The 24,933-nt window shown below is 65.2% G+C and carries 25 protein-coding genes; 19 read left to right on the forward strand and 6 right to left on the reverse strand.

Going from position 1 to position 24,933, the window contains the following annotated elements:
• Positions 1–17: 17 nt before the first annotated feature.
• The 4 genes from ACLMAL_RS31935 to ACLMAL_RS31950 are packed head-to-tail and all read left to right on the forward strand — an operon-like array spanning position 18 to position 7,154.
• Positions 18–1,568, forward strand: coding sequence for a cytochrome P450 (locus ACLMAL_RS31935; RefSeq protein ID WP_412002465.1), 1,551 nt, complete (start codon positions 18–20; stop codon positions 1,566–1,568).
• Positions 1,565–4,462 (forward strand): PEP/pyruvate-binding domain-containing protein, encoded by a 2,898-nt coding sequence (locus tag ACLMAL_RS31940; RefSeq protein ID WP_412002466.1) that lies wholly within the window; start codon positions 1,565–1,567, stop codon positions 4,460–4,462. Before ACLMAL_RS31935 ends, ACLMAL_RS31940 begins: the two co-directional genes overlap by 4 nt.
• Entirely contained in the window at positions 4,459–5,751 is a 1,293-nt protein-coding gene (locus ACLMAL_RS31945) for an aminotransferase class I/II-fold pyridoxal phosphate-dependent enzyme (protein ID WP_412002467.1), read from the forward strand. The genes ACLMAL_RS31940 and ACLMAL_RS31945 overlap by 4 nt, the downstream gene beginning before the upstream one ends.
• Positions 5,748–7,154, forward strand: a complete 1,407-nt coding sequence (locus ACLMAL_RS31950; protein WP_412002468.1) for a nucleotidyltransferase family protein — start codon at positions 5,748–5,750, stop codon at positions 7,152–7,154. Before ACLMAL_RS31945 ends, ACLMAL_RS31950 begins: the two co-directional genes overlap by 4 nt.
• Positions 7,155–7,188: 34 nt before the next feature.
• Here ACLMAL_RS31950 and ACLMAL_RS31955 read toward each other — a convergent pair whose 3' ends face one another.
• Positions 7,189–8,364: an RNA-guided endonuclease InsQ/TnpB family protein gene (locus ACLMAL_RS31955; RefSeq protein WP_412002469.1), complete on the reverse strand. Its 1,176-nt coding sequence runs from the start codon at positions 8,362–8,364 to the stop codon at positions 7,189–7,191.
• A 35-nt stretch (positions 8,365–8,399) separates the two neighbouring features.
• On the opposite strand from ACLMAL_RS31955, the gene ACLMAL_RS31960 reads away from it, so the two are divergent.
• The 12 genes from ACLMAL_RS31960 to ACLMAL_RS32015 all read left to right on the forward strand — a co-directional run bounded on the left by ACLMAL_RS31960 (position 8,400) and on the right by ACLMAL_RS32015 (position 19,255).
• A complete protein-coding gene (locus ACLMAL_RS31960) occupies positions 8,400–9,185 on the forward strand; it encodes an HAD family hydrolase (protein WP_412002470.1) in 786 nt (261 codons plus the stop codon).
• A complete protein-coding gene (locus tag ACLMAL_RS31965) occupies positions 9,170–10,123 on the forward strand; it encodes a diacylglycerol/lipid kinase family protein (protein WP_412002471.1) in 954 nt (317 codons plus the stop codon). The genes ACLMAL_RS31960 and ACLMAL_RS31965 overlap by 16 nt, the downstream gene beginning before the upstream one ends.
• The gene (locus tag ACLMAL_RS31970) at positions 10,120–10,896 is read left to right on the forward strand and encodes an SDR family NAD(P)-dependent oxidoreductase (protein WP_412002472.1); all 777 of its coding nucleotides are present in this window, start codon (positions 10,120–10,122) and stop codon (positions 10,894–10,896) included. The genes ACLMAL_RS31965 and ACLMAL_RS31970 overlap by 4 nt, the downstream gene beginning before the upstream one ends.
• Before the next feature lie 166 nt (positions 10,897–11,062).
• On the forward strand, positions 11,063–11,539 hold the full coding sequence (locus tag ACLMAL_RS31975; protein ID WP_412002473.1) for an HAD-IIIC family phosphatase: 477 nt from the start codon (positions 11,063–11,065) through the stop codon (positions 11,537–11,539).
• 275 nt (positions 11,540–11,814) lie between these two features.
• The gene (locus tag ACLMAL_RS31980) at positions 11,815–12,108 is read left to right on the forward strand and encodes an ArsR/SmtB family transcription factor (RefSeq protein WP_412002474.1); all 294 of its coding nucleotides are present in this window, start codon (positions 11,815–11,817) and stop codon (positions 12,106–12,108) included.
• Positions 12,109–12,126: 18 nt separating this feature from the next.
• Positions 12,127–13,134 carry an LLM class flavin-dependent oxidoreductase gene (locus tag ACLMAL_RS31985; protein ID WP_412002475.1) on the forward strand — a complete coding sequence of 336 codons (1,008 nt, stop codon included), beginning with the start codon at positions 12,127–12,129 and terminating at the stop codon, positions 13,132–13,134.
• 242 nt (positions 13,135–13,376) lie between these two features.
• Complete coding sequence (locus ACLMAL_RS31990) at positions 13,377–14,006, forward strand: maltokinase N-terminal cap-like domain-containing protein (protein ID WP_412002476.1); 630 nt, start codon at positions 13,377–13,379, stop codon at positions 14,004–14,006.
• Positions 14,007–14,052: 46 nt separating this feature from the next.
• A complete protein-coding gene (locus tag ACLMAL_RS31995; protein WP_412002477.1) occupies positions 14,053–14,649 on the forward strand; it encodes an HdeD family acid-resistance protein in 597 nt (198 codons plus the stop codon).
• 37 nt (positions 14,650–14,686) lie between these two features.
• Complete coding sequence (locus ACLMAL_RS32000) at positions 14,687–16,162, forward strand: S8 family serine peptidase (RefSeq protein ID WP_412002478.1); 1,476 nt, start codon at positions 14,687–14,689, stop codon at positions 16,160–16,162.
• A gap of 550 nt (positions 16,163–16,712) precedes the next feature.
• A complete protein-coding gene (locus ACLMAL_RS32005; protein WP_412002479.1) occupies positions 16,713–18,128 on the forward strand; it encodes a three-helix bundle dimerization domain-containing protein in 1,416 nt (471 codons plus the stop codon).
• A 174-nt stretch (positions 18,129–18,302) separates the two neighbouring features.
• Positions 18,303–18,680: a hypothetical protein gene (locus tag ACLMAL_RS32010; protein ID WP_412002480.1), complete on the forward strand. Its 378-nt coding sequence runs from the start codon at positions 18,303–18,305 to the stop codon at positions 18,678–18,680.
• Entirely contained in the window at positions 18,674–19,255 is a 582-nt protein-coding gene (locus ACLMAL_RS32015; protein ID WP_412002481.1) for a DUF418 domain-containing protein, read from the forward strand. The genes ACLMAL_RS32010 and ACLMAL_RS32015 overlap by 7 nt, the downstream gene beginning before the upstream one ends.
• A 168-nt stretch (positions 19,256–19,423) precedes the next feature.
• On the opposite strand, the gene ACLMAL_RS32020 is transcribed toward ACLMAL_RS32015, so the two are convergent.
• Positions 19,424–19,987, reverse strand: a complete 564-nt coding sequence (locus ACLMAL_RS32020) for a hypothetical protein (RefSeq protein ID WP_412002482.1) — start codon at positions 19,985–19,987, stop codon at positions 19,424–19,426.
• Positions 19,988–19,999: 12 nt separating this feature from the next.
• Positions 20,000–20,557: a DUF4145 domain-containing protein gene (locus tag ACLMAL_RS32025; protein ID WP_412002483.1), complete on the reverse strand. Its 558-nt coding sequence runs from the start codon at positions 20,555–20,557 to the stop codon at positions 20,000–20,002.
• A gap of 57 nt (positions 20,558–20,614) precedes the next feature.
• Here ACLMAL_RS32025 and ACLMAL_RS32030 point away from each other — a divergent pair.
• From ACLMAL_RS32030 to ACLMAL_RS32040, 3 genes are all read left to right on the forward strand, one after another.
• Positions 20,615–21,438 (forward strand): IS5 family transposase gene (locus ACLMAL_RS32030; protein ID WP_412002484.1). Its coding sequence is split into 2 segments (ribosomal slippage): positions 20,615–20,962 and positions 20,965–21,438, totalling 822 coding nucleotides; the frame shifts between segments, so codons are not numbered across the junction.
• 201 nt (positions 21,439–21,639) lie between these two features.
• Complete coding sequence (locus ACLMAL_RS32035) at positions 21,640–22,383, forward strand: helix-turn-helix domain-containing protein (protein WP_412002485.1); 744 nt, start codon at positions 21,640–21,642, stop codon at positions 22,381–22,383.
• A 43-nt stretch (positions 22,384–22,426) separates the two neighbouring features.
• Positions 22,427–23,386 (forward strand): sterol desaturase family protein, encoded by a 960-nt coding sequence (locus ACLMAL_RS32040; RefSeq protein ID WP_412002486.1) that lies wholly within the window; start codon positions 22,427–22,429, stop codon positions 23,384–23,386.
• Between the two features lie 167 nt (positions 23,387–23,553).
• Here the strand turns inward: ACLMAL_RS32040 and ACLMAL_RS32045 are convergent, their stop codons facing one another.
• Genes ACLMAL_RS32045 through ACLMAL_RS32055 form a run of 3 tightly spaced genes read right to left on the reverse strand, consistent with a single transcriptional unit; the run spans position 23,554 to position 24,853 of the window.
• Positions 23,554–23,997, reverse strand: coding sequence for an SRPBCC domain-containing protein (locus ACLMAL_RS32045; protein ID WP_328402418.1), 444 nt, complete (start codon positions 23,995–23,997; stop codon positions 23,554–23,556).
• 53 nt (positions 23,998–24,050) lie between these two features.
• Entirely contained in the window at positions 24,051–24,398 is a 348-nt protein-coding gene (locus tag ACLMAL_RS32050) for an ArsR/SmtB family transcription factor (RefSeq protein ID WP_412002487.1), read from the reverse strand.
• Entirely contained in the window at positions 24,395–24,853 is a 459-nt protein-coding gene (locus ACLMAL_RS32055; RefSeq protein WP_412002488.1) for an SRPBCC family protein, read from the reverse strand. The genes ACLMAL_RS32050 and ACLMAL_RS32055 overlap by 4 nt, the downstream gene beginning before the upstream one ends.
• Positions 24,854–24,933 lie beyond the last annotated feature (80 nt).

Here is a 24,933-nt window from a genome sequence, read left to right on the forward strand (position 1 = left end):
CGGCGAAGGTTCGCCGCTTGGATGGCCCCACACTACGACACCCATTGGGCGCCTATCTCGAATACCGCAACGACCCGCTGACGCTGTTCTACGAACAGGCCGTCGCTCACGGTGGCAGCGTGCGGCTGCGACTGGCGCACCAACATGTGCATCTGCTGGTCGAGCCGGAGCACATCAACCAGGTGCTGGTCGGTAATGCGACCAAATACGCAAAGGGGATCAGCTATCAGAGCCTGAACTACCTGCTCGGCCCCGGCCTGCTCACCAGCGGCGGCGAACTGTGGAAACGGCAGCGCGCATTGATCAAACCGGCCTTCGCTCGCCGTCACGTGGAGACCGAGATTCCGCTGATGGTGGCATGCGGAGAGCGAATGCTGACCAGACTGGACGCACTCGCCGCGCACGGCGAGGTGTTCGATCTGGTCCCCGAGGTGATGGGGTTCGCCGCCGACGTGGTCTGCCGCGCGGTCATGGGCGCCGATATCGACGGTGTGTTGCCACAGATCGAAGACGATGTGCGCGAGGGGGTTTCGTGGGTTATGGGCCACATGGCCGCGCCAGTTCAGCTGCCGCCCAGCGTGCCGACACCCGCCAATCGGCGCTTCAACGGCGTGCGCGCTCGACTGCATCGCGTCGTCGACGACGTCGTTCACAAGCACCGCCAAGCCGAATCAACGGACGCGACATCGCTGTTGGCCCGGTTGCTCGCGGCCCGTGACGACGCGGGCCATGCCATGGACGACGAACAACTGCGCCACGAGGTACTGACCTTCCTGCTGGCCGGTCACGAGACGACCGGCGGCGCGATGGCGTGGACCATCTACGAGCTGTGCCGAAATCCGTTGGTAATCCGCCGGATCCGTGCCGAAGTCGACACGGTGCTGAAAGGGTCGACCGAGCGGGGGTGGGAGTCGAACCGCGCAGCTCGTGTCGGTGAGCCGAGCGGAGTGCCCGGCACTCACGGGTTGGCCGGCGTAGACCGTGTCGGCGGGTCGAGTGCCGTGTCGGGCCTCGGAGGATCGGGGGCCGAACCCGGCGTCGACCGGCCCAGCGGCGCAGACAGAGTCGGAAGCATCTCCGCACACACGTTGCCGTCCCTCGAACTGACCAGCCACGCGATCGCCGAGGCCATGCGTCTGCATCCGCCTGCCTGGGCCTTCAGCCGGACCGTGCTCGAGCGGGACAGTTTCGACCGCTTCGACCTCGAACCGGGCTCGATCGTGGTGATCAGCCCGTTCGTGAACCACCGGTGGCCCGAATTCTGGGACTCACCACTGACCTTCGACCCGGACCGGTTCACCAAGGAACGAAGCAGGGCGCGTCCGCCCTTTCACTACTTCCCGTTCGGCTGGGGCGCGCACCTGTGCGTCGGCCAGCATATGGCCCTCATGGAGGTGCGGGTCGGCATCGCGATGCTGCTGTCCCGCTACGACATCGAGCTGGTGAACGGCATCCGGGTTCGGGAGAACCCGGAAATCTCCAACACCCCCGACCCGGTTCTGGTGCGGCTGACCCGACGCAAGCCGTCGGTCCCAGTCGCCAGGACGATGCAGGAGGCTGCGCAATGACCGAAACAACTCTCGGCGCGGTCGTGCTGGCTGCCGTACTGGCGGATTCGGCCACTGCGCAGACGAATGCCGCTCGGGTAGGGGCGAAGGCCGCCAACCTCGGACGCCTGCTGGCCGCCGGCCACCGAGTCCCAGCCTTCGCGGTCCTGAGCACGGATGCGTGTGCTCGCATCGTCGCCCCGGTCGCCGACTCCATCGCCGACCTACTGGCAACCCTCGACCACACCGATCCCACGTCGCTGCGGTCGGTGTCGGCGGCGATCTGCGCACTGATCACCGCTCGGACCTTCCCGGATGACATTCGCGCCGAGCTCGACGACGCCGTCGACGCGCTCGTCGAGCCCGGCCCGCGATCGACCGCCCGCGCGGAGCGCACGGTCGCACAGTCGGCCGATGCCCAGCACGGCAAGGCCGTCATCGAACGCTCCGCAACATCGCCCGGGCCCGAAGGGCACTCGGCTTCGGAGACGGCTGGAACCCGCAACAACACCGTCGTCGGTTCGGGAGGTCGAGTGCGGTTGGCGGTGCGCTCGTCGGTCAGCGGCGAGGATTCGGCAACGGACTCCTTCGCGGGTCAGCTCGACACCCTCCTGAACGTCGCGCCCGAGGGCGTCGCGGCGGCAGTGCTCGATGTTCTCGCCTCGGCGTACTCGGAGCGATCCCTTTTCTACCGGGCACATCGCGGCCTGGACAACGCGGCCATCGACTGCGCCGTCCTGATTCAGGTCCTGGTCGACAGCGCCGTATCAGGAGTGGTCTTCAGCTGTCACCCACAGACCGGCGATCCCGCCGAAGCGGTGGTCTCCGCGGCCCTCGGCCTCGGGGAAGGCGTGGTTGCGGGCACAGTCGAGTGCGACACCTTCTTCGTGGACAACGCGTCGCGCACGATCACCTCACGGGTCGTGGCGGACAAACAGAGCAGAGTCGTCGCCGAATCCGGTTCCGGCACCACGATCGAGCAGTTGGCCGACACCGTCGCCACCGCCGCATTGACCGACCTCCAGGTGCTCGACCTCACCGCCACCGCCACCGGACTCGCCGAAACCTTCGGTGCGCCACAGGATGTCGAGTGGGCCTATGACGCCGACGGCACCCTCTTCCTACTCCAGGCACGACCGGTCACTGCGACCGGCGCGCGCGAAACCATCTTCGACAATGTCAATGTCGCCGAGTCCTATCCCGGTATGTCCAGCCCGCTGACGTTCTCCATTCTGCGGGCCGCCTACGAACAGGTTTTCCGCGCCTGCCACCGGGACTTCGGCGCCACCGAAACCATCGTGGAGCGCAATGCCGCGAGTCTCTATCCGTACCTCGTCGGCACCGCGCACGGCCGCATCTACTACAACATCAGCAACTGGTATCGGCTGTTCCTGCAGATTCCCGGAATGGAATTCGCCATCGAAGGCTGGGAAGCGGCGCTCAATATCGAGAACCGCTACCAGCGCCCAGCCGCACCGAAACGCGGCATGGCCCACGTGCGGATGTACCTGCTGCGAATGCGGGTCATCGCGATCATCGCCTTCGGCTGGTTGCGGCTGCAACGCCGGTTGCGGGCATTCTTCGTCGAGCTCGCCGCGTTCACCACAGACCTCGACCACCGGCTCGCGCCGGAAACGCCGGAGCGGGAGCGTGATCCGCATGCGCTGCTGGAGTGGATGGAACGCTGCCTGCACGAACTCGTCCCCGTGTACTCGGTACAGATTTTCAACGATTTCATTGCCCAACAGATGTTCCATGTCGTCGGTCTCCTCCTCGAACGGGAAGGTCTCGGCGAAGCGGAAGCGATCACCCTGCGCAATGAATTGTTCTGTGGTGAGGAGGGTGTCGACAGTGTCGACCCGGTTCGCTCGGCACTGACCCTGACCGCCACCGTCCGCAACGATGCGGCCCTGCGCGAACTGTTCGAGGGCCCGCTGGCACCGCCGCAGGTGTGGAAAGCGCTGGCGCAGCCCGGGTTCACGGACTTCCACGCCGCCTGCCTGCGTCACATCGCCCTGTTCGGCGATCGCACCGTCGACGAACTGAAACTGGAAACCGACCCGCTCGGCGAACACCCCGAACGGTTGGTGCCGATGCTGCGCAACTACCTGCGCGGTGGTCAGAACATCGACGAGATGGCGGCGCGGGAGAAACTTATTCGGCGTGCGGCCGAAGACACCGCCGCCACGGTATTCCGCGGAAAGTTCGGCAGGCGCATGGTGTTCCGATTCGCGCTGGCTCGAGCCCGTGAGCACGTGAAGCAGCGGGAGAACATGCGCCTTGGCCGCAGCCGCTCGTTCGGGCTGGTCAAACGGGTGTTCCGTGAGTACGGCAGGCAGCTGCACGCAACGGGTCTGCTCGAAGCGCCGCGCGACATTTTCTGGCTCACCTACGAGGAGATCGCGGCACTGACCCGGGGCACCGCGGTCGACACGAACGCGGCCCGCACCGTCGCCACCCGAAAACGTGACCACGAAGTCTGGCACACCGAGCAACTGCCGTCCCGGATCATCACCTCGGGCATTGCCGCCACCACCATCAACGACCCGTCCTTCGATCACCCGACTCCTACCGTGACGTCCGGTGCCGTGCTCCGCGGAATCGGTTGTGCACCGGGACGAGTCGAAGCACCCGCGCTCGTTCTCGCGACACCGCACCCGGACGTTGTCATCGACGGCCAGATCCTCGTCGCCTCGACCACCGACCCCGGCTGGGTGTTCCTGATGGTCGCGGCGGGCGGGCTGGTCAGTGAGAAAGGCAGCGTGCTCTCCCACACCGCCATAATCGGCCGTGAGCTGGGCATCCCCACCGTCGTCGGCGTCGCGGGCGTCACCCGCCGGGTGTCCAGCGGGGACACGCTGATCCTCGACGGTAAGGCCGGAACCGCAACCATCGTTCAGGAGGAAGGGCCATGACCTCCACCGAAGCCGTCCACGGCGAGAATTTCAGCCTCGAGCACTACCTCGATCCCGCCGCCCATACCTTCGAACAGCGATTCGACGAATTCCGGCCCTACGTCACCAAGGCCCGCGGCACCGGATTCGTTTTGCGCGAGATCACCGGTCCCGCAGGAGCTGTCGTACAGGTACGCGATCCGGGCAGCACCGAGGTCCGCGACCTGATCATGCTGGGCTCCAACAACTATCTGGGCCTGGGCAACGAACCGGAGATCGTCGAGGCGGCCGTCGCGGCGACTCGCGAATTCGGCATCGGCTGCGGCGGGCCCCCACTGCTCAACGGCACCACCTCGGTGCACCGGCGGCTGGAGGAACGCCTCGCCGAGACCAAGGGCTGCGAATCTGCGCTGGTGTTCTCCTCCGGCTATGCCGCGAACGTGGGCTGGGTGACCGGACTGCTGCGCAAGGGCGACATCCTGCTCTACGACGAGCAGAGCCACGCCAGCCTCTACGACGGCATCCAGCTCGGCCGGGTGCGCTCGATGGCGTTCGATCACAACGATCTTCGGCATCTTCGGCACCGGCTGATGCAGATCCGTTGGCGCAACCCGGGTGCGAATATCGTGGTCGCCGTCGAGGGCGTGTATTCGATGGACGGCGATATCGCGCCGCTGCCGGACATTCGGACGCTGTGCGATTCCTTCGGTGCCTGGTTGGCCATCGACGACGCGCACGGCACCGGCGTGCTTGGTGCTCGCGGGCACGGCACCGCCGAGCATTTCGCTATGGGCGACGGCTCGGTGGAGCTGTACATGGGCACCTTCTCGAAAGTGTTCGCAACCACCGGCGGATTCGTCGCCGGATCCACCGATTTGGTCGACACTCTGCGCTTCTTCGCGCGCTCCTACATGTTCTCGGCCTCGTTGGCGCCCGCGGTGGTCGCTTCGGTGCTCGCCTCGATCGACTTCATCGACGCGCACCCAGAACGCATCCGCCAATTGCACGACAATGTGGGCTATTTCGTGCAGGAACTGCGCCGCATGGGCTTCGCCGTCGACCCGCAGACCGCGATCATCCCGATCCTGGTGCCGCCGCGGCTGGCGGTGGCGGAGGTGGTGGCCGCCCTGCACGCCGAGGGCGTCTTCGTCAACGGTGTCGAGTTCCCGGCCGTCCCCCGCGACCAGCAACGACTGCGCGTCAGCATGATGGCCACCCTCACCCGCGACCAGCTGGACTTTGCGCTGGAAAAGATTTCGACCGTTGCTCGTCGCTTCGGTTTCCATCCCGAACAGGAAAGCAGGACATGACCGCACCCGAGATCGCCGCGGGCGGCACTGCCGCCGAACGGCTGCTCGTGCACGCGGCGCTAGCTGCGCCGAGCACCGACGAGCGTGCCGATCTGGCCAAGCTCGCACAGGAGATAACCGACTGGTTCGAGGTTTTCGAGCTCGCACGGGTCAATGCGACTGTGCCGCTGGTGCAGCGCCGATTGGCGGCCGAAGAGTTGTACCACTTCGTCCCCGAGGAGGTGCGTGCGCGATTCGCCGACCTCATCGAACGTATTGCCGCCGCGAACTATCGGCGTTTGGAGGGTGCGCTGGAATTGTTGCGCCGGTTCGACGAACGCGGTGTGCGCTGCGTTGTGTTGAAGGGCATGTTGTTCTCCTCGGAGATCTACCGCGATCCGCGCTACAAGCGAATGAACGACCTCGACATCCTCGTCGAACTCGGCCAGGTGGATACGGTCATCGAGATCTACCGCGAGATGGGTCTTTTCGCCACGTCCGAGCTGCTCGGTAAGGCGCCGAATGTGCGCGCCCAGCGCTCGCATCATCTCCCGTCGTTTGTCTCCAGGGACGGCACGCTGGTCGTCGGTACGCACTGGGGCCTGATCACTCCCTTGGCCGGGTATCACATCGACTATCCCGCGATCTGGGATCGTGTGCGTCGCATCGACTTCTACGGTGTGCCCGCCTGGGCCATGTCGAACGAGGACAACCTGCACCACTTGGGTGTTCATCTGCCCTATTACAAGACCGGGGTCCGCGAACTCGCCGATATCTGGAACCTCGCCCGCCATGCCGCATCAGACCTGGACTACGACCTGCTCGCCGCCGAGATAGCGAAGGCGGGCAGTGAAAGCCTGATGTATCACGCACTCTCGCTGACCCATCGCCTGGTTCCGATTCCGGACTTCGCGGCTCTCCTCGCGCGGATCGCCCCGCGGATCAACTGGTTCACCAGATACGACACTGCACGCAAGACCGCCGACCTGCACACTCTGTTACGCAGCCGCTCGACACACACCTCACGAATCGAAAAGGCCTACACCGAGTTCAACATGACGGCGGTCGCGCACGAGAAGCGCGCGGCGTTCGGGCGGCTGTGGTCGGATCTACTGCTTGTCCCCAGCGGGGAAGCGGCGAAGATGAGCTCGCTGCGGGAACCGTCGACGCTCTCGGGCCTTGGTGCCAGGGTCGCCGCACCGTACCGGCTCACCCGGGTTTTCCAACGCGACCTCGGTCGTTGGCTGTTCCCGGCGGCCTTGGCGAAGACCGTGTTCGATCTCGGTGCCGCGTACGGTCTGGAACTCGCGGCGAGAACGGGTATTGCTGCGGCGCACCGGGATCGACCGGGAATCGACGACTACGCGGCACAACTCGGCCTGACCCGCGCCGACCTCCAATCGGTCCTGGATAGTCAGGATTAACGCTTCCTCTGTCTGAAGGCAGGAGATTCACAGCTCAGACCGCAACCGAACCACCCACCCGAAGGAGGTGACCCGCTTGTCTCACATCCTCAACACTGACGTGGCCGCGTTCTGCCACAACCAGAATCACTCTGGCAGCGTTCCGGTCCCGACCCACGGTGTAACCGCAGCCGGGGCATCGGAAAGTTCTCTCGCGCAGTTCCAGTCGCTTGGCTCTCGCGAAACAGTCACTGCACGTCATCGTCGTATAAGCGGGCTGAACCAACACCACCTTCCGGCCAGCCCGCACACCACGCTCGATCAACTCCCGCTTCACCCCACCGATCGCCGCATCCGCCGCTTTGCGGGCCATCCTGGACTTCGCCAGGAACTTCGGCCTGAAATCCTCCACAGCGATCAACGCATGATTGGCGACAACACCTTTCGCCCACACCCGCGAATCATGTCGAGTTTGGCGGGTCGCCTTCTTGTGCAGCTTCGCAACCTCGCGGGCAGCCCGCTCGTAACCGCGCGACTGCGGGCCGCGCTTACCGCTGCGCCGACGGGCCATACGGCGCTGTGCCTTCGCCAGTTCCGCCGCGCACCGTCTCCGATGCCCCAGAAAGGGCAGATCGAACTCGGCGTCGGTGGTTGTGGCCGTGGCGTTCACACCCCAGTCGATACCGACACCACCCTCTGCCGCCGGCACAGCTTCAACCTCACGCCGGACAACGAACGAGGCATACCAATACCCCAGACAGTCCCGCGTAATCCGGACAGACGTCGGCTCCGACGGCAAATCCCGCGACCAGACGACCGGGATACTCACCCCTTTCGGCAGCAACAGCCTGCCGGCACGGATAGTGAACCCACGGACGGTGTATTCCAGCGACAGCAGCGCCGTCTTACGTGGCTTGAACCTCGGCCGACCGCGTCCTTTCACCGTGAACGAATGGACGAGGGCCTGCGCGTAGGTGCGCAGAGTCTGCTGCTGGGCGACCTGCGACCCATCCCGCAACCACGCCGTCCGGCCACGCGCCTCGGTCAGCAACTTTCCGAGCTCGCCGAAGGTGAGAGGTCCACCTGACTTCTGTTGATGCACAGCCTCATTCCACAGGAACCGGCACCGATGCCACTCCGAGACCAGCGCCCGCTCCGCCTGCGCGCCAGGGCGCAGTCGGAAGTTGTACCGCACCACCTCATCCACACTCGACAACCTAACCAACACCACCGACAAATCCTCGCGACCCAACCTCTGATAGGAGGATGGCGCTTCTTCTCCCTCATGAACGAGGGAGTGTCCGCGCCAAACACCCGATGACCGGCTACCGCACGGTGCTGTGGGATCTGGACGGCACCCTCGTAGGCCTTCACCAGCGCACATTCAAGGTGCTGATGCCGCTGGGGGCGGCGCGCGCATTCCGCGATGTGGTGCCCCCGCACCGCTTCCTGCGCATGTTGAACGGTGTGCTGGGAGCCGTCCGCGCCAACGACACCGAGTACACCAACACCGATCTCATGATCCGGCTGCTGGCCGAGCGGATGGGTATCGAACAGTCTCTTGCGGCGCGACGTCTGCACCGCCTGGCCGAGGTCGACTTTCCGCGCTTGCGCAGGTGCTTCTCTGCGCAACCCGAAGCGGTTGACATGGTGAATCTTTTGCATGCCAAGGACATAACGCAAGTAGTCGCCACCAACCCGCTGTGGCCGCTGAGTACCGTGACCACGCGGCTGCGCTGGGGCGGTTATGCGCCCGAGATCTTCACCTTCCACACCAGCGGCGAGAACATGCGCAGCGCGAAGCCGCGCATCGAGTTCTATCGCGAACTCCTGGACCGGCTCGGCGCCGAACCAGGGGAGTGCGTGATGATCGGCAACGATGCCGCCAAGGACGCGCCGGCGGCCCGGATCGGCATACCCGTTTTCCTGGTCGGTGTGTCGGAATCTGCTGTCCCACCGAACTGTGCACAGACCGGTCTGGTCCGCACCGGGGATTGGCGCCGGCTACGCACGTGGCTGGGTATCGAGGAGGAGTCATGCTCGTCGTCCTGAATCCACAGTCAAATGCCGGAACGGCACGGGACCGGTGGCGGCCGGTGGAACGTGCACTGCGCGAACGCCATACGGACCTGGAAGTCGAAATGCCCGGTGACGCGGAACAAGCCGCGAAACTGGTGCGCGCCCGCATCGAGGCCGCCGACGGCGTGACACCCGATGTGATCGTGGCCGCGGGTGGTGACGGCATGGTCAATCTGGTGCTCAACGCGCTTATGGATCCGGCCACCGACCGACCACGGCGGGGCGCGGAAACGCTGGCCCTGGGCGCCATCGGACTCGGCAGCTCCAACGACTTCCATAAACCGATGCGTAAGGCAGCCGTCATCGCCGATGTCCCCGCGTGTATCGACACCGAACGTGCCGAACTCGTCGATGTCGGCAAAGCCACCATGCTGTTGCCCGACGGCACCCGAGCCGTCCGCTACTTCCTGCTCAACGCGAGCATGGGACTCGTTGCGGCAGGGAATCATTCGTTCAACCACGCACGCGGTGTAATCGGCTGGCTCAAATCGCGCAATGTCGAAGCCGCCATCGTCGCGACCGCGTTGAGCAATATCGCCACGCACCGTCCGCTGCCCGTCCAGGTGCGCGGCAGCGACTGGGAGCACGCCGCGCCGATCACCAACGTCGGCGTCCTCAAGAGCGTGCACTTCGCGGGCGGCATGTACTACGACACTCCGGTCACCCGTGCCGACGGCCGGTTCGACGTGAACATCTGGCAGGCTGCCGGCCGCGCCCGAATCCTCGGGCTCATCGCAGGGCTCTACCGTGGGAAATTCTCGGGGTCGGCGCTGGCGACTTGCCATCGCGATAGCGTCGTCGAACTGCGGCCGGCGCACGCTGTCCCGCTCGAGCTCGACGGCGAGATCACGATCGTCGAATCCGCGCGGCTCGAGGTGTTGCCCGAAGTGCTGAAAGTGTGCGTCGCATGACGGTGGTCCTGGTGACCGGCGCCGCCAACGGGATGGGCGCCGCGACTGTCGAATACCTTGCGCGCGTTGGCTATACGGTCGAAGGCAGCGACCGGATCGCGGGAGCGGACACGGCCGTCGTCGACGTCCGCGATGCCGAGGCGGTACGCGGCTGGGTGCGGGCCGCGCACACCAGGCACGGCCGCATCGACGCCGTCGTCACCTTCGCCGCCTACGGCGTGGTCGGGTCGGTGGAGGAAACCGACCCCGACGAGGCCGCCGCGATCCTCGACACCAATGTGATCGGCACCCACCGCGTGCTGCGCGAGGTGCTGCCGATCATGCGCGAGCAAGGTCACGGTCGGGTGGTCGTGGTGAGCTCCGGCGCGGGTGCGGTCGCCGAACCCTACGGCGGCTGGTACTCGGCCACCAAGGCCGCCATCGAACGCCTCGCTGAGGCCGCGCGCATGGAAACCGCGGCATTCGGAATCCACGTTTCGGTGCTCGCCCCCGGCTGGACGGTGACGCCGATCATCGATGCCGCGGTGCGCGTGGCCGACCCCATCGACGCCTACACACCCGATCGCGGCGCGGTGCTCGAACGGGTCAGCGGATACCTCGCGGCAGGCCAGCCCGCCGACGCGGTCGCCAGGAAGGTGCGCAGCATTCTCGAAGCGGTCCGACCGCGGCAGACCTATCTGTGCGGCACCGACGTTCGGCTGTCGTTCTGGACCCGCCGCCTCGTCCCCACCAGGGTTTATGAACGTTTAGTTCTGCGTTACTACGGCTTTTGACAGGAGCAACCCTCGGCGGTACCGGTAGGATCACCCGAGCCGGAACAGCCTCCCGAGAAACCGGGGGCTTGCCCGGTACGTGCCGTGCCTGGATGGTGTGCAGTACCCATCTGCCGTGCCCGGCACGGTGAGAAGGCAGCGATGACCGAGCGATAGGGGCAGGCCGATGAGACCGGCTCTGAGATGTCTTGTCTGGGAACTGGACAACACCCTGTGGGACGGTGTCGTGTGCGATGCGACGAGCACCATACCGCGCCCCGAGGCTGTGCGCGCACTCCAGGTGCTGAGCGACCGCGGTATCTGGCACGCCGTCGCCAGCCGCAGCGACCGGGAGCGAACCCTCGACAAGCTGTACCGCCACGGCCTCTACGAGATGTTCTCGGCGATCGAAATCGGCTGGGGCCGTAAGTCCTCCTCGCTCGTCCGGATCGCCACAACCCTCGGCCTCGCCCTGGACACCATCGGCTTCATCGACGCCGAGCCCATCGAACGCGCCGAGGTCCAGCGCGCGCTTCCGCGCGTCCGCTGCTACGCCGCCCGCAATGTCGATGCTCTCGCCGCCCTCCCGGACTTCCGCCCGGTCCTGCGCACCAGCTCGAACCCAACGCCTCCTCTGGGTTTCGCGCGGGTTCCCGCGTTGTAGACCCGCCCGCATGGGTGAACGCCGGTGACCGGGAGGCCTCGCAGCCGCTCGTCGCCCAACCTGGAGAGCGCCGGGGTGGTCCGAGGTTTCAGAGTCGGCTCGTGCCGCTGTTCGGAGTGTGGCGGCTCCCCGCCCGGACAGACTGCACATGAGGCACGTGCCGAAGCCGCCGCACAGGGCCGCCGGGTCTTCCTGTCAGTGAGCAGTGTCATGGTGCCCGTGGAGCGGTCGCAGAGTAAATTCGTTAATTAGCGAAATGCCGAAGGGTGGTGTGTGTGCTCGACGAGTGCAAGGCATTGGCCAACGAGACCCGGCTGCGCATCCTGGAGTGGCTCAAGGACCCGGATGTGAGCTTCCCGGACCGGGCGGGGGAGACCGCTGAGCTAGGGGTCTGTGTGGGTCTTCTCCAGCAGAAGGCGGGGACGTCGGCGTCGACCATGTCGGCGCATCTGGCGATCCTGCAGCGCGTCGGGTTTGTGTGCGCCACGCGGCGGGGGCAGTGGACCTACTACCGACGTGACGACTCCCGTATCGGCGCCTTCACCGATCAACTTCAGCGCGTGCTCTGACCCAGGAAAGGCAGCTATATGCCCACCGCACTATCCATTCTCGATCTCGCGTCGATCGCGCCGGGCCAGACCGCGCGCGATAGTTTCGACAACAGCGTCGCGCTGGCCCGGGCCGCCGAACGCTCTGGTTATCGGCGTGTCTGGTACGCCGAGCATCACAACATGCGCTCCATTGCGTCTAGTGCAACGAGCGTTCTGATCGGCCACGTCGCGGCCCACACCGACACCATTCGGCTCGGCTCCGGCGGCATTATGCTGCCCAACCACTCGCCGCTGGTGATCGCGGAGCAGTTCGGCACCCTGGAGACGTTGTTTCCTGGGCGGATCGATCTCGGGCTCGGCCGCGCGCCGGGCAGCGACCAGAAGACGATGCTCGCGCTCCGGCGTAATCCGAATTCGGCGGATTCTTTTCCGCAGGATGTGTTGGAACTGCAGGGCTACTTGGCCGGGCGGTCGCGGATACCGGGCGTGCAGGCCGTTCCGCGGGCGGACGGGGTGGTGCCGCTCTACATTCTCGGGTCGTCACTGTTCGGTGCGCAGCTCGCCGCGCAGCTCGGTCTGCCATACGCCTTCGCGTCCCACTTCGCGCCGGACGCTTTACATCAGGCGGTCGCGGTCTACCGCGACAGCTTCCGGCCGTCGGATCAGCTGGCCGAACCGTACGTGATGGCCGGTGTCAATGTGTTCGCGGCCGAGGACCATGACGAGGCAGCGGCGCAGAAGGCGATTGCGTATCGGGCTCGGGCGCGGGCGATGGTGTCGCGTGGCGCTGCGGGCAGCACGTTCAGCGATGCAGAGATCGACGCGTTTCTTGCCTCGCCGAACGGCAGTCAGCTCGCCTCGATGACCCGCTACACCGCGGTCGGCACGCCCGCCGAAGTAGGTGACTACCTCGACGAATTCGCCGCGTCCAGCCAGGCCGACGAGCTGATCCTGGCCCACCACGCCACGCAGATCAACGACCGAGTGCGATCGGTCGAGCTCACCGGGCAGGCTGTGGCGGCTGCTTCGCCGGCCGCAGAATAATCGGCTGAGCGAATCTTCGGAAGTCTCAACGCTTCCGGTGTGGCGACAGCCGGGCCGGACCTGGAGTATCCGCTTCCGGCGCGAGCGGAGCAGGGGCCGCGTAGGTCGGCGCTGGATGCAAGCCGAGCGAAAGCTGTAATAGCCAGGGCATTTCGAGAGGTCCTTCATCGGGTAGATGATCCGATGGCGACATCCTGCTCCGGCTTGCATCGCCGCGTTGAGCGATCAGGTTAGGGTTCGGCATGGCCGTTATCCATCAGACCTCCCTGTCGCCGGGCAAGCTGGAATTGCTCGCATCCTGGTTGCCAACGCGGACCTGGTATCACGGGAGTGGTCGGCCGCCGCAGCTGAGCAAAGCCGGCGGGTTCCGTCTCGATGATCCGGCAGGCGAGGTCGGCATCGAATTCATGGTGATCGCCGACAGTTCCGGTGTCGAGCCGGCTGTCTATCTTGTTCCGCTCACCTATCGAGGTGGCCCGCTCGAGAATGCCGAGGATGGCCTCGTCGGCACTTCGTTGCACGGCGTGCTCGGGCAACGGTGGATCTACGACGGAACTCATGACCCGGTGCTGGTTGCGCAGCTGATCGCGATGTTGGCAGGGAAGGCGCAGCCGCAGGCCCAGAACGACAGCGACACAACGGATCTTTCGGTCATCGTGGCCGCCGCCGACATCGTGTCGCAGGTCGTGGAATCGGCGTCGGTGATCGATGGGGCCGACAGCACCGACATCGCCACGAAGGATGGTGTGATCCTGCGTGTCGAGCGGTTTCTGCGCTCCGACGGAGTGTCGCAGAGTCCGCACGTCACCGCACCGTGGCGCCTACCGGGCGGCACCGACACGCGCGGGATTATTCTCACCGCGCGAATGTGATTGCAAACAACCGGCTATCTGCACATCGGGGTCATATCATGTAGCTATGCCCGAAAACGAGAGTGCGGGGCGTGACGGTGTGCTTGTTCATGGGGCGAGGCAGGCGGTTCTTGTCGCTGGTGTCTGCTCGGTGATCCTCGGTGTGGTCATCGCGGTGTGGCCACACAAATCGGTGGCGATCGCGGAGCTGCTTTTCGGGCTGTATCTGGTGCTCAGCGGCGTACTACAGATGACCATCGCGATCGGCTCGCGGTTCGCGATGCCGCTGCGGGTGCTGATCTTCGTCAGTGGCGCGATGTCGGTGTGCCTGGCGGTACTGTGCTTGCGCAGCGGGAATTCGGTGCTGTTGCTTGCCCTGTGGGTCGGCATAGGCTGGGCGATCCGCGGGGTCACCCAGGCCACCGTGGCGGTGTGGCACGACGGGCTGCCCGACGGCGGTAAACAGGAACTGTTCGGCGTGGCCACGATGGTGATCGGGATCGTGGTGATCGTGGTGCCCTTCGATTCGCTGGACGTCTTGGCGCTGGTGGCAGGTGGTCTGCTCACGGTGTTCGGCGCATTGGAGATCCTCTCGGTCGGCCGTGGCCGCGGCGGTCTGGTGAGACTGCCGGAGTCGGCTCGAGTTCCGGTGGCGCCCAACTGAGCTGGCGAGCGGGCCGGGCAATTGGTTGACTGTGCGCATGGCATCCACAGACCGGCGGCACAGTTCGGATGGGTCGGCGCAGGCGGGGGCGACCCGGTCGGCCGCGGAGCTGATCGTCGTCACCGAACGCACGACATCGGCTATCGACGAGATCGCACTGGACACCAGCCGATCCACCCAATCGCATGTGGCCGACCTGCTGCCCCCGGGTGCCGAGATTGTCCGAATCTTCGGGCCCGCCAGTCGACTCCGACGCAAGTTGGTCGATACCGCGGGGGAGCCGGAGGGTGCGGACTATCTGAACTATTTCTCGGTGAACGGCGTTGCCGATCCGGAAGCCGTTGCCGCCTGGCTGCGCGCGGACGACTCGGTGGCTGCCGCCTACATCAAGCCGCCCGCCGAACCGCCCATCGCGCCGCCGATCGACGCGGGTGTCGATGTCGCACCCTCGATCGCCGACGCACCGCCGGTGACTCCGAATTTCGAAGCGCGCCAGGGCTATCTGGACGCGGCGCCGCAAGGCGTCAACGCACGCTGGGCCTGGACTCGACCGGGCGGCCGCGGCACCGGGATTCGCATCGTCGACGTCGAGGGCGCTTGGCGGTTCACCCATGAAGACTTGCTCGACAACCAGGGTGGCGTGATCGGCGGCAGTCCGTCCGCCGACCTGGGTTGGCGCGACCACGGCACCGCGGTGGCCGGTGAGATCAGCGGCGACGTGAATGCCTTCGGCATCACCGGCATTGCGCCCGAGGCGAGTATCCGGGCGGTGTCGATCTTCGGGGGAGCCGGCTCCGCGGCCGCGATTCGCACGGCCGCGGACGCGCTGAGCGCCGGAGACATCATCCTGCTCGAGCTCCACCGGCCCGGACCTCGATTCAACTATGCGGGGCGGCCCGATCAGCGCGGCTACATCGCGATCGAATGGTGGCCCGACGACAACGCCGCGATCCGCTACGCCATCGGCCGCGGTGTCATCGTGGTCGAGGCAGGCGGAAACGGGGCCGAGAACCTGGACGATGCGTTGTACGACACGCGTCCTGCCGACTTCCCGGTGTCGTGGCGCAATCCGTTCCGTGGTGGCAGCGTGGACTCCGGCGCCATCGTCGTCGGTGCGGGCGCTCCGCCACCCGGCTTCCACGGCCGCGATCACGGACCGGCGCGGTCGCGACTGGCCTTCTCCAACTACGGCTCTCGCGTCGACGTGCAGGGCTGGGGGCGTGAGGTGAGCACCACCGGATACGGCGACCTGCAGGGCGGCTCCGACGAGGACCTCTGGTACACCGACGTCTTCAGCGGCACCTCCAGCGCGTCGCCGATCGTGGTCGGCGCTGTCGCCTCCTACCAGGGCATGTCTGCCGCGAGCTCGGGCCGCAAGACGCCGGCGCAGATTCGCGCGCGACTGCGTGAAACCGGATCACCGCAGACCGACGCGCCACAGCGGCCCGCGACCCAGCGCATCGGCAATCTGCCCGACCTGCGCACACTGATCGAACCGACGCCCGAGGTGTAGTTCCACTCATATCGCGACGTCGGATCGGCGGCTGGTCTCGTCGCCACCGTGGCGATGCTGACCTGGCTGATCGGACCGTGGGCGGTCGTGATTCGCCGTCCTCGGTTTCATCGGGGACTGGCGGGCATGGCGAAAAGGGTTGTGACAGAGCAAATGCTGGTTACGTGACGGCTCGGTCCGGCGGCGCTCGCCACGGTGGGGTGTCTTCGCGGCACTGCAAACATCAGGGCAACGACTGGTGGCGAGTATCCGTGGGGGCGTTGAACTTTGCGTGCCACAAGGACGGCGGACGGAAGTCGTCTCGCGGATGCCGAACTTGCTCTTCGGTGCGGAGATCGCTGTTCCGGCAAGGCTCTGAACTGGTAAAAGTCCGTTGAATCCGGATATTCCGACAGTCCGTCGGCGCACGTATTATTGCGTCGAATGTCTCCAAGAGTGGTGAACGCCGCGGTGTCGACCCCCCGGAAATGCCGGTAGCGTTCGGCGCGGCGCGGGCAGGCCGGGTGAGCTTCTCGCGACTCCAGACCGATTCGAGGCCGAGGAGATTGTGGTGGGTGTTCCTACCGTTCGCGAAGAGCAGGCGATCCGCCGGTTGACTGATCGTCTGGTCGAAAGCTTCACCGACACTTACCCTGTCGAGCGCGTCGAGACCGTGGTCGGCGCCGCCCGCAGTCGCTTCGACGGCCATCCCGTTCGAGAGTTCGTCCCCATTCTGGTCGAACGTATTGCCCGGCGGGAACTGGAGGCGGCGCCGTCCTCGGCCGAGGACGGCGCGGTCATCCCGGTGGCCGAATCTGGTTCCTCGACAGCGCAATCGGGCGCTGGCAGACTGCGGAACACGGATTTGAGACAGTCCATCGGCGCGGTCTTTGCCGGCAAGCGCATCGCGGCGTTGTCGATCGCGGCTGCCGCTATTGTCGCCGCCATTGTGCTGACAATTGCTGTGCGCCAACCAGATTCACCTGCCATCACGGGGCCTGTCGCGCAATCGCCTGCCACGTTGCACGGCGTGGTCGGGTCGGAGAAGATAGCGTTCTTCTCCGACCCGAAAGTTGTCGAGGCGCTGGCCCGCAACGGTGTGAAGATCGAGGTCGATCCGGCCGGTTCCCGGCAGATCGCCACCTCGGTCGACCTGAGCAAATACGATTTCGCATTCCCGTCGAGCGGTCCCGCCGCCGAACGCATCCAGCGTGCCCGCAACATCACCGCGAAATACACGCCGTTCTCCTCGCCGATGGCGATCGCGACTTTCCAGCCGATCGCGGATCTGCTGACCGCGGCGGGTGTCGTGCGTCCCGGTCCGGTCGCCACCTTCGACATGGCCCGCTACCTCGAGCTCGCCCGCACCGATACCCAGTGGGATTTCCTGCCGGGCAACACGGCCTATCCGGTGCGCAAGAACATCGTGGTGTCCACGACCGATCCGCGCAGCTCGAACTCCGCCGTCATGTACCTGGCTATCGCCAGTTACGTCGCCAATGACAACACCGTCGTGCAGGGCCCCGCCGCCGAGCAGGCCGTACTGTCCTCGGTGTCGAAGCTGTTCGCCCGCCAGGGCTACACCGAGAACTCCAGTGATGGCCCGTTCAAGGAGTACCTCTCGGCAGGCATGGGCCCGACCCCGCTGGTGCTGATCTATGAAGCTCAGTTCGTCGAGGCTGCTGCGCGCGGACAGGTCAAGCCGGGGATGGTGCTGACCTACCCGTCGCCGACGGTGCTGTCCAAACACACACTGGTGCCGCTCAACGCCGAAGGCGACCGAATCGGGCGGCTGTTGTCGACCGACCCGCAGCTGCAGCGGCTCGCCGCCGAACACGGCTTCCGCACCGGCGACACCGCCCCGTTCGCCAAAGTCACGGCGGACAACCACGTCCCGGTGCCCGCCGATCTGATCGACGTGATCGAGACACCCACCTATGACACACTCGAGCACCTGCTCGCCAGTGTCACACAGACCTACAACTGAAGCGTCGATCGCTGCTTCCACGGCGGCAATGGACGCCGTCGGTGGTCCCGCCCACCTTCCGATCCCGACCGGTGAGTAGCCGGATCGCGCCGATTCGAGTAGCACGACACTCGTTGCAGCGCGGTCGGTTCGCGGCATCCTTAGCCGAGGGGCTGGAGGGAAAGGAGCCTCCTCATGAACGGGACCCATACCCGCACGCTGAGGTTCACCGACGAGCGCGACATCACAACCGCGGCGGGTACCCCCGCGCTGATGGCAATCGGGCTCGCCCACGTTTTCCTGCTGTGGATCGGCGACATCCTGACACTGTATGCGGTCCTGTGCCTGATTTTGATCCTGCTGCGTAAGCTCCCACCGTGTACCGCCGTCATCACCGGCGCGATCCTCTACGCGATGTGGTCTGTCTGGGCCTTTCTGCCCGGCTCGGCCGACGTGATCAGCGGCCTCGCAGAGGTATTCGACTTACCAGAGATTCACGAGGGGTTCACTGGAAGCTCGGCCGACACCTTTGCCACCCAAGTGTCGCTGGCACCGGGATTCCTGGTGTGCTGATCTGGTTCACTCAGGGCATCACCAGTCTCGGCTTGTTCCTGATCGGCATGGCGGCAGGCCGACGCGAACTGTTCGAAGACCGAGATACGTTGCGCCGCTGCTCGCCTCGCGCGCTGTGGCTCGGTCTCGGTGTCGGCCTTCCGGTCTCGGCGGTGTCGTTCGCCGGCTCGATGGATTGGTGCCCGGTGCCGTCCTTCTGGGGTGGTGTGCAGGAACTGATCAACCCGCTGATGACCTTCGCCTACATCGCCGGGATCGTGCTGCTTGCGCAGTCGGCGCGCACCGCTCGCGTCATCGGATGGCTCGCGCCTGCAGGCCGAATGGCGGCGTCGAACTACATCGCGCAATCGGTGGTGTTGATGGCGGTCTACACCGGCTACGGTTTCGCGTTGGTCGACACCATCCCGCCCGCCGGGGTAATCGGCATCGCCCTACTGACCTACACCACGCAGTTGGCAGTGAGCAGCTGGTGGCTGCGCACGCATTCCTACGGTCCCGTCGAGTGGTTGCTACGCGCGGCGACCTATCTGTCGATCCCGTCGTGGCGACGGGTACACGCGCGGTCGCCACAATGAATGGGCGGCGTGACACACGTGGTTGTCATGGTCGTTCGACGATCTCCAAGTACCAATCGACGGTGCGGCTGCCGCTGCCGGTGACGTATTCGGCTTGCGTGATGTAGATTCCTGCCGCTGCAGTTGATGTGCCCCAAGGGTTTCGGACTGGCCGCTGCTTGCGTCGCATCATTCGGTGGGGGTGCCTGTCGTCAGGCCGAGCGCACCCAGTTGCACTCTTCCCGTGGGCGTGTAGTGATAGCTCACGATATCGGTCGGCATGTTCGTATCTGTTATCGAGTAGTTCCCTGCGCTGCCGACGCTGATGGGTTCGTTGCGCCATACAACTACGCACCCGACCCAGTAATCCTTCCATTCCCATGGGTTTCCACAATTTCCGTCAGGAGATCGATCGGGTGGCGGCGGTGTCGTGGTGGTCGTCGTTGTGGTCGGTGGTGGTGGTGGTGTCGTTGTCGGAGGCGGAGATTGATTGCGTATTCCGTTCGCCACCTTGTCGACCAATGCGGAGACGGCGCCGAAGTCGAAGGTGCGGTAGGCGTTCTCATGGATGAGCTTGCCGATCAACAGTGAGTCAAGCGACGTAATCGTTTGTCCGCCTGTGTATGTCTCTGTACCGATAAAGACCAGGTAAGGCAGTATTTCCTGCGTGGCGTAATCCGTTGCTGTACAGGCGTGTACGCGTACGTGTGTGATCACACTGAACGCCCGATCATGCCCCATGCCGCGCGTCATCAGTCCGAAGATTCAGAAGGGCGGCTCATCGTTGTGCACGTCGGCGTTGCAGTGCCCCAGAGGCGTGTCGACAAGCACCTTGTTCCAGCTTCCGACCCGAAAGTTCCGGACCTGCAACCACACGGTGGTTGTCGTTCGGCACGATGCCCAGATCCTGCTTTCGATGCCCGGAACTTCACCCGGTCGCGTGAACCCGATCTTGTGATGAACCCAGCCCCCGATTGCCCGCTTACCATCGTCATTCTGTTGGTCCACCGCTTCAGGCGGCTTCACAATCGTGAGAACCAGACATCCGTTTTGGTACTGGCTGATCTCGTAGGTGATATCCAGAGCGGGAAGGCGTCGGTACTCCCACCGGCGCTTGGCATCTTCATAACGAGCTTGGTCGATGTAGACATATCTGACTACGCCCTCGAGCAACGCCTGTGAATCGAGAGCTTCCTCCCGATCGGGCTCGAAGTCGAGATCGTGTGCGCCCTCGTTGCCGATATTCCTGAGGTGAGTAGCCCAATCGACAAGTCGACCATCAATTCTTCCGGATTCTTGCAGCGCTTTTAGGCCGTGTCTCACGTCGTTGTCATTCGTTCGAGGTGTGTCGTAACCGGTTGTGCCGCATGATGTCTGGTCGTGGTCGATGATCTGTCGCACCGTCTGGTGCCGGATGGGTTGTGGGCGCTGGTGGAGCCTTTGTTGCCGAAGTTCGAGACCCGCTCGCAGGGTGGCGGTACCGCGCCGGTCGATGAGCGGGAGGTGTTCACCGCCGTGGTGTTCGTGCTGACCAGCGGATGTGCGTGGCGGATGCTGCCCGCCTCGTTCGGGGTCACCGTCCCGACGGCGCATCGCCGGTTCACCGCCCGGACCAAGGCCGGTCTCTGGCGGCGATTACACCGCGCGGTGCTGGACGAGCTGGGCAGCGAGGGCTTGATCGACTGGTCGCGGGCGGTGATCGACGCGGCGTCGGTGCGAGCGAAAAAAGGGGCGATATGACCGGCCCGAGCCCGGTCGATCGAGGTAAGTCCGGATCGAAGATCCACGTGCTCTCTGATCGCGCCGGAATCCCTCTGGCCGTGGGTATTTCGGCGGCCAATACCAACGACGCCGAAGCGCTACGCCCGCTCGTGCGGGCGATCCCCGCGGTACGATCGCGGCGCGGGCCACGCCGCCGCCGACCGGCAAAACTGCACGCCGACAAGGCATACGACCACGTCGAGTTGCGCCGATGGGTCCGTGACCGGGGTATCGGCGTCCGGATCGCCCGCAAGGGCATCGAATCCAGCGACCGCCTCGGCCGCCACCGTTGGGTCATCGAACGAACAATCTCCTGGCTGACCGGCTATCACCGGCTCAACATTCGCTATGACCGCAAGGCCACGCACTTCCTGGGCTTCCTCACCCTCGCCGCAGCGCTGACCGGCTACAAGAAACTCGCGAAGGCCAAATCATCCACATGAGACATGGTCTTAGTCTTTTTTCAAGCGTTCCTGACGTCGCGCCTTGATCTCGACAAAGCGCCTCCAGGTGGCCCGAACCCCGACGCCGCTGCTCGGGACGGCCGCCGATGCCTACACTCACGCAATGTCGTCTGTGTTCTGGGCCGGCGCCGCCCTCACTCTGCTTAACGCCGCGCGCCTGCCCTGTTGCAGTGAGCAGCGGTGAGCGTGCCGCGGTGGCTCGGTGGGGTGGTGTTCACTCCTGGGCTGATGGCGTTCACCGGTGAAATCGGTGACACCGCAGCACATTCTCACGCCGCTATCCAGGTCCTTCTGGTCACCGCGGGCGCGCTGACACTCACCGACACCACGGGCCACACCGCCGCTGCTCAGGTGGCGATCATCCCACCCGGGGCCCGCCACGAAGTCCGCGCCACCCCAGCCACCACGGGATTCCTTGCCTACCTCGACTCGGGCAGCAGCACCGGCCGCGCCGCCCTGGCTCGACTGAACGGCCTACCTCCTGGCGAGGTGTCGAGCTGGATCACCGCCGCCATACCGCGATCCACACCGCCACTGCCGCTACGATATTCGACACCCCCACCACCGCGACGGTCCTCGCATCCGGTGGTGGCCGAGGCGCTGCGTGTAGCTGCCACGACTCCAGGTGGCCCGCCGTCGCTGGGTGCGCTCGCCACGGCGGTGGCGATGTCTCCGAGCCGTCTGTCGCACCTGTTCGCCGCCGAAGTCGGGCTACCGTATGCGGCGTGGCGGCGCTGGACCCGGCTGCAACTGGCCGTGAACAGCGTCCGTGCGGGCGGCTCACTCACCGACGCCGCGCATGCCGCGGGCTTCACCGACAGCGCCCACCTCACCAAGACCTGCCGTGACCTGTTCGGCATCACCCCCACCGAAGCCCTCATCGCCAGCGGCTGGCGGCCCCCACCTCCAGCGCAGGTCAGCTGATTTCTACAAGCCCCCGCCAGGGTACGGCGGCGACGCTGAACCCATGTCAACGATTGCCCGCCCCCTTATCCGCTACGGCTATGCACCGCTGATGCTGCTGGGCATCAACGGTCTCGGCGTTGCTCTAGCCGCGAGCGGCGCCGACAAACTATGGCTGCTGGCCCTGCTCGGCACTGCCATCGCGCTGTCATTCGCCGCCGAACGCGTCCTGCCCTATCGCAAGAGCTGGAACACTCCCAGCGGGGACGTCGGCCGCGATACGGCCCACACCTTCGTCAACGAGACCCTCATCCTTGCCAGCGTTGCAGTCATCCCGGCCCTGGCTGCCCTCGTTCCTGGTGCGGGGATCTGGCGTGGCAGCTGGCCCTTCGTCGCCCAGGTACTGATCGCGATCCTGGTCGCCGACCTCGGTATTACCCTGACCCATTACGCGAGCCATAAAATCGGTGTCCTGTGGCGGTTTCATGCTGTGCACCACAGCGTCACCCGGTTCTACGGGCTCAACGGGCTGATGAAACACCCCCTGCACCAAATGATCGAAATGGCCGTAGGGGTCGCTCCACTCGTGGTGGTCGGCCTCCCGGTCCCGGTCGCTTCCGCGTTGTCTCTTGCGGTCGCGGTGCAGCTGCTGCTGCAGCACTCGAACACCGACTATCGCGTCGGCCCGTTCAAGTACATCCTCGCCCTCAACGAAGGCCACCGATTCCACCACCTCAAATGGGCAGGCATTGGCGATGTCAACTTCGGCCTGTTCACCCTCATCTGGGACCATCTGCTGCGCACCTACAGCTACGATCCCGCCCGCCAGTTCAGCAGCGCCGACTTCGGCATGGCCGCCAAACCCGATTACCCCGTCGGCTACCTCGCCCAGCTCGTCGAACCATTCACAGCCAAGGGTGCGTGCGACTTCAAGGCCGCCGACCATCCCGTCACGCGCGTCTGCGAATCCGAGAGCGAGATCCTACCCAGCGCAACCGGCGGTGGGCAGCAACAGGTTCGCTGAAACGGAATGGCGGTGTTGGCTGCATCGAGCGAGGGGTCAATTCGATCGATCGGGTATTCGGGGCCGCTGCATGACGCCACCTCCACCGGCAGCGATGCTGTCGGTGGAGGTGCTGTCGTGACTCCGGCGTGCGAGACCCCGGATTTCCTTCCGATTCGAGCGGACCGTCAGTGCCAGTCGCTGATCTGGACATCGTGGGGATCCGGAGCGCCTTTCCCGGTTTCGATCAGCGACTTCAGGCTCATCAGAAACACCGCCCACTTGGTGCTGCAGTGGTGCATGAATTCCACCGGCTCCTTCCAGCCTTCGTGTTTGAAGAGAACGATGGTGTAGTCGTCGACCTGATCAAGGTCCCAGTTCACATGTGTGCCGATCCATTCTTCGGGTCCATCGACCACCTCCCACAGCACGCGCTTGTCCGGGACGAGCTCGAGGACCTTCATGTCGAATCCACCGGCGCTGAACCGGAATTGGAGCACACCGCCGACGTCGTTGCCTTCACCTCGGGTGTTGGTCGCCCACCAGTCGGCAAGCCCCTCGGTGGTGGTCAAGGCCGCGTAGACCTCGGCCGGAGCCGATGTGATTCCAACCCTGTGCAGGATGTCCACCATTTTCGATTCCTCTTTCCAGTGCTGATTCCCGTAGGATCTAAATGAATTCACGGCTATACGCCGCGCTGGTCTTTCTCGCGCTGAATCGCTTCGGCGATCCGCTTGATGCGTCGGAGCCTGGCGTCCCACGCCGCCCCCACCGAGGACAGTTGTGCGACCGCACGAGCAAGTTGCGCCTCGTCCACTCGGTACCTCCTCTCTCGCCCGGCGGGCGTGGCGTACACCAAGCCGACGCGGTCGAGCACGCTGAGATGTTTCGCGATGGCCTGCCGTGTCACCGGTAGCCGCTCACTGAGGCTGGTAGCGGTGCCATCGCCGTCGGCCAGGAGCAGGTCGAGCATCCGCCGACGGGTCGGATCCCCGACCGCGGACCACAGGTCGTCGTCGACGGCGCCGATCACGGGGTCGACACCAGCCGCGCGAGGTACTCTCCGAGTCGGGGAACAAAGGTGTCCCAACCGACGCTGTGTTCGCGGTACTGCTCCTCCAATTTCGCGGCCTCCCAGCCCATCTCCCGGAACCCGGTCTCGGTGAGCCGAATCTTGGTCCCGGTGCCCGACGGGGTGAGCTCGAAGGTGACCAGCATCGAGTTGGCGGAGTCGTCGACCTTGCCCTCGGGATAGCACCAGCGAAACGAGAACAATCGAGGCGGCTCAGCGTTCACCACGGTGATCGGGACGACTTCCACCCTGTCACCCCAGACAAGCTCACCGACCGCGCCGGGAGTCGCTTCGATCTCGGCATCGTCGGTCCACCATTGCGAAATGTGCTCAGGGCTGCTGACGACCTCGAAGACCACCTCGGGCGAGGCGTCGACGTGGATCTCTCGTTCGATGCTGCCGTACTCCATACTCATCCCACTTCCTCTATGTGCAACGTTTGGTTGCGCATCACGCTAGTCGGCCATCGGCCATTGCGCAACCATTGGTTGCCTAT

The organism is Nocardia sp. CWNU-33, assembly GCF_046764895.1.
GTDB lineage: Bacteria > Actinomycetota > Actinomycetes > Mycobacteriales > Mycobacteriaceae > Nocardia.

Coding starts and splice junctions, on each gene's coding strand:
- ACLMAL_RS32010 (WP_412002480.1), top strand. CDS start 18,303: ATGAACGGGACCCATACCCGCACGCTGAGGTTCACCGACGAGCGCGAC.
- ACLMAL_RS32055 (WP_412002488.1), bottom strand. CDS start 24,853: ATGAGTATGGAGTACGGCAGCATCGAACGAGAGATCCACGTCGACGCC.
- ACLMAL_RS32045 (WP_328402418.1), bottom strand. CDS start 23,997: ATGGTGGACATCCTGCACAGGGTTGGAATCACATCGGCTCCGGCCGAG.
- ACLMAL_RS31960 (WP_412002470.1), top strand. CDS start 8,400: ATGGCGCTTCTTCTCCCTCATGAACGAGGGAGTGTCCGCGCCAAACAC.
- ACLMAL_RS31940 (WP_412002466.1), top strand. CDS start 1,565: ATGACCGAAACAACTCTCGGCGCGGTCGTGCTGGCTGCCGTACTGGCG.
- ACLMAL_RS31970 (WP_412002472.1), top strand. CDS start 10,120: ATGACGGTGGTCCTGGTGACCGGCGCCGCCAACGGGATGGGCGCCGCG.
- ACLMAL_RS31975 (WP_412002473.1), top strand. CDS start 11,063: ATGAGACCGGCTCTGAGATGTCTTGTCTGGGAACTGGACAACACCCTG.
- ACLMAL_RS32040 (WP_412002486.1), top strand. CDS start 22,427: ATGTCAACGATTGCCCGCCCCCTTATCCGCTACGGCTATGCACCGCTG.
- ACLMAL_RS31995 (WP_412002477.1), top strand. CDS start 14,053: ATGCCCGAAAACGAGAGTGCGGGGCGTGACGGTGTGCTTGTTCATGGG.
- ACLMAL_RS32020 (WP_412002482.1), bottom strand. CDS start 19,987: ATGACGCGCGGCATGGGGCATGATCGGGCGTTCAGTGTGATCACACAC.
- ACLMAL_RS31945 (WP_412002467.1), top strand. CDS start 4,459: ATGACCTCCACCGAAGCCGTCCACGGCGAGAATTTCAGCCTCGAGCAC.
- ACLMAL_RS31985 (WP_412002475.1), top strand. CDS start 12,127: ATGCCCACCGCACTATCCATTCTCGATCTCGCGTCGATCGCGCCGGGC.
- ACLMAL_RS31965 (WP_412002471.1), top strand. CDS start 9,170: ATGCTCGTCGTCCTGAATCCACAGTCAAATGCCGGAACGGCACGGGAC.
- ACLMAL_RS32000 (WP_412002478.1), top strand. CDS start 14,687: ATGGCATCCACAGACCGGCGGCACAGTTCGGATGGGTCGGCGCAGGCG.
- ACLMAL_RS31990 (WP_412002476.1), top strand. CDS start 13,377: ATGGCCGTTATCCATCAGACCTCCCTGTCGCCGGGCAAGCTGGAATTG.
- ACLMAL_RS31950 (WP_412002468.1), top strand. CDS start 5,748: ATGACCGCACCCGAGATCGCCGCGGGCGGCACTGCCGCCGAACGGCTG.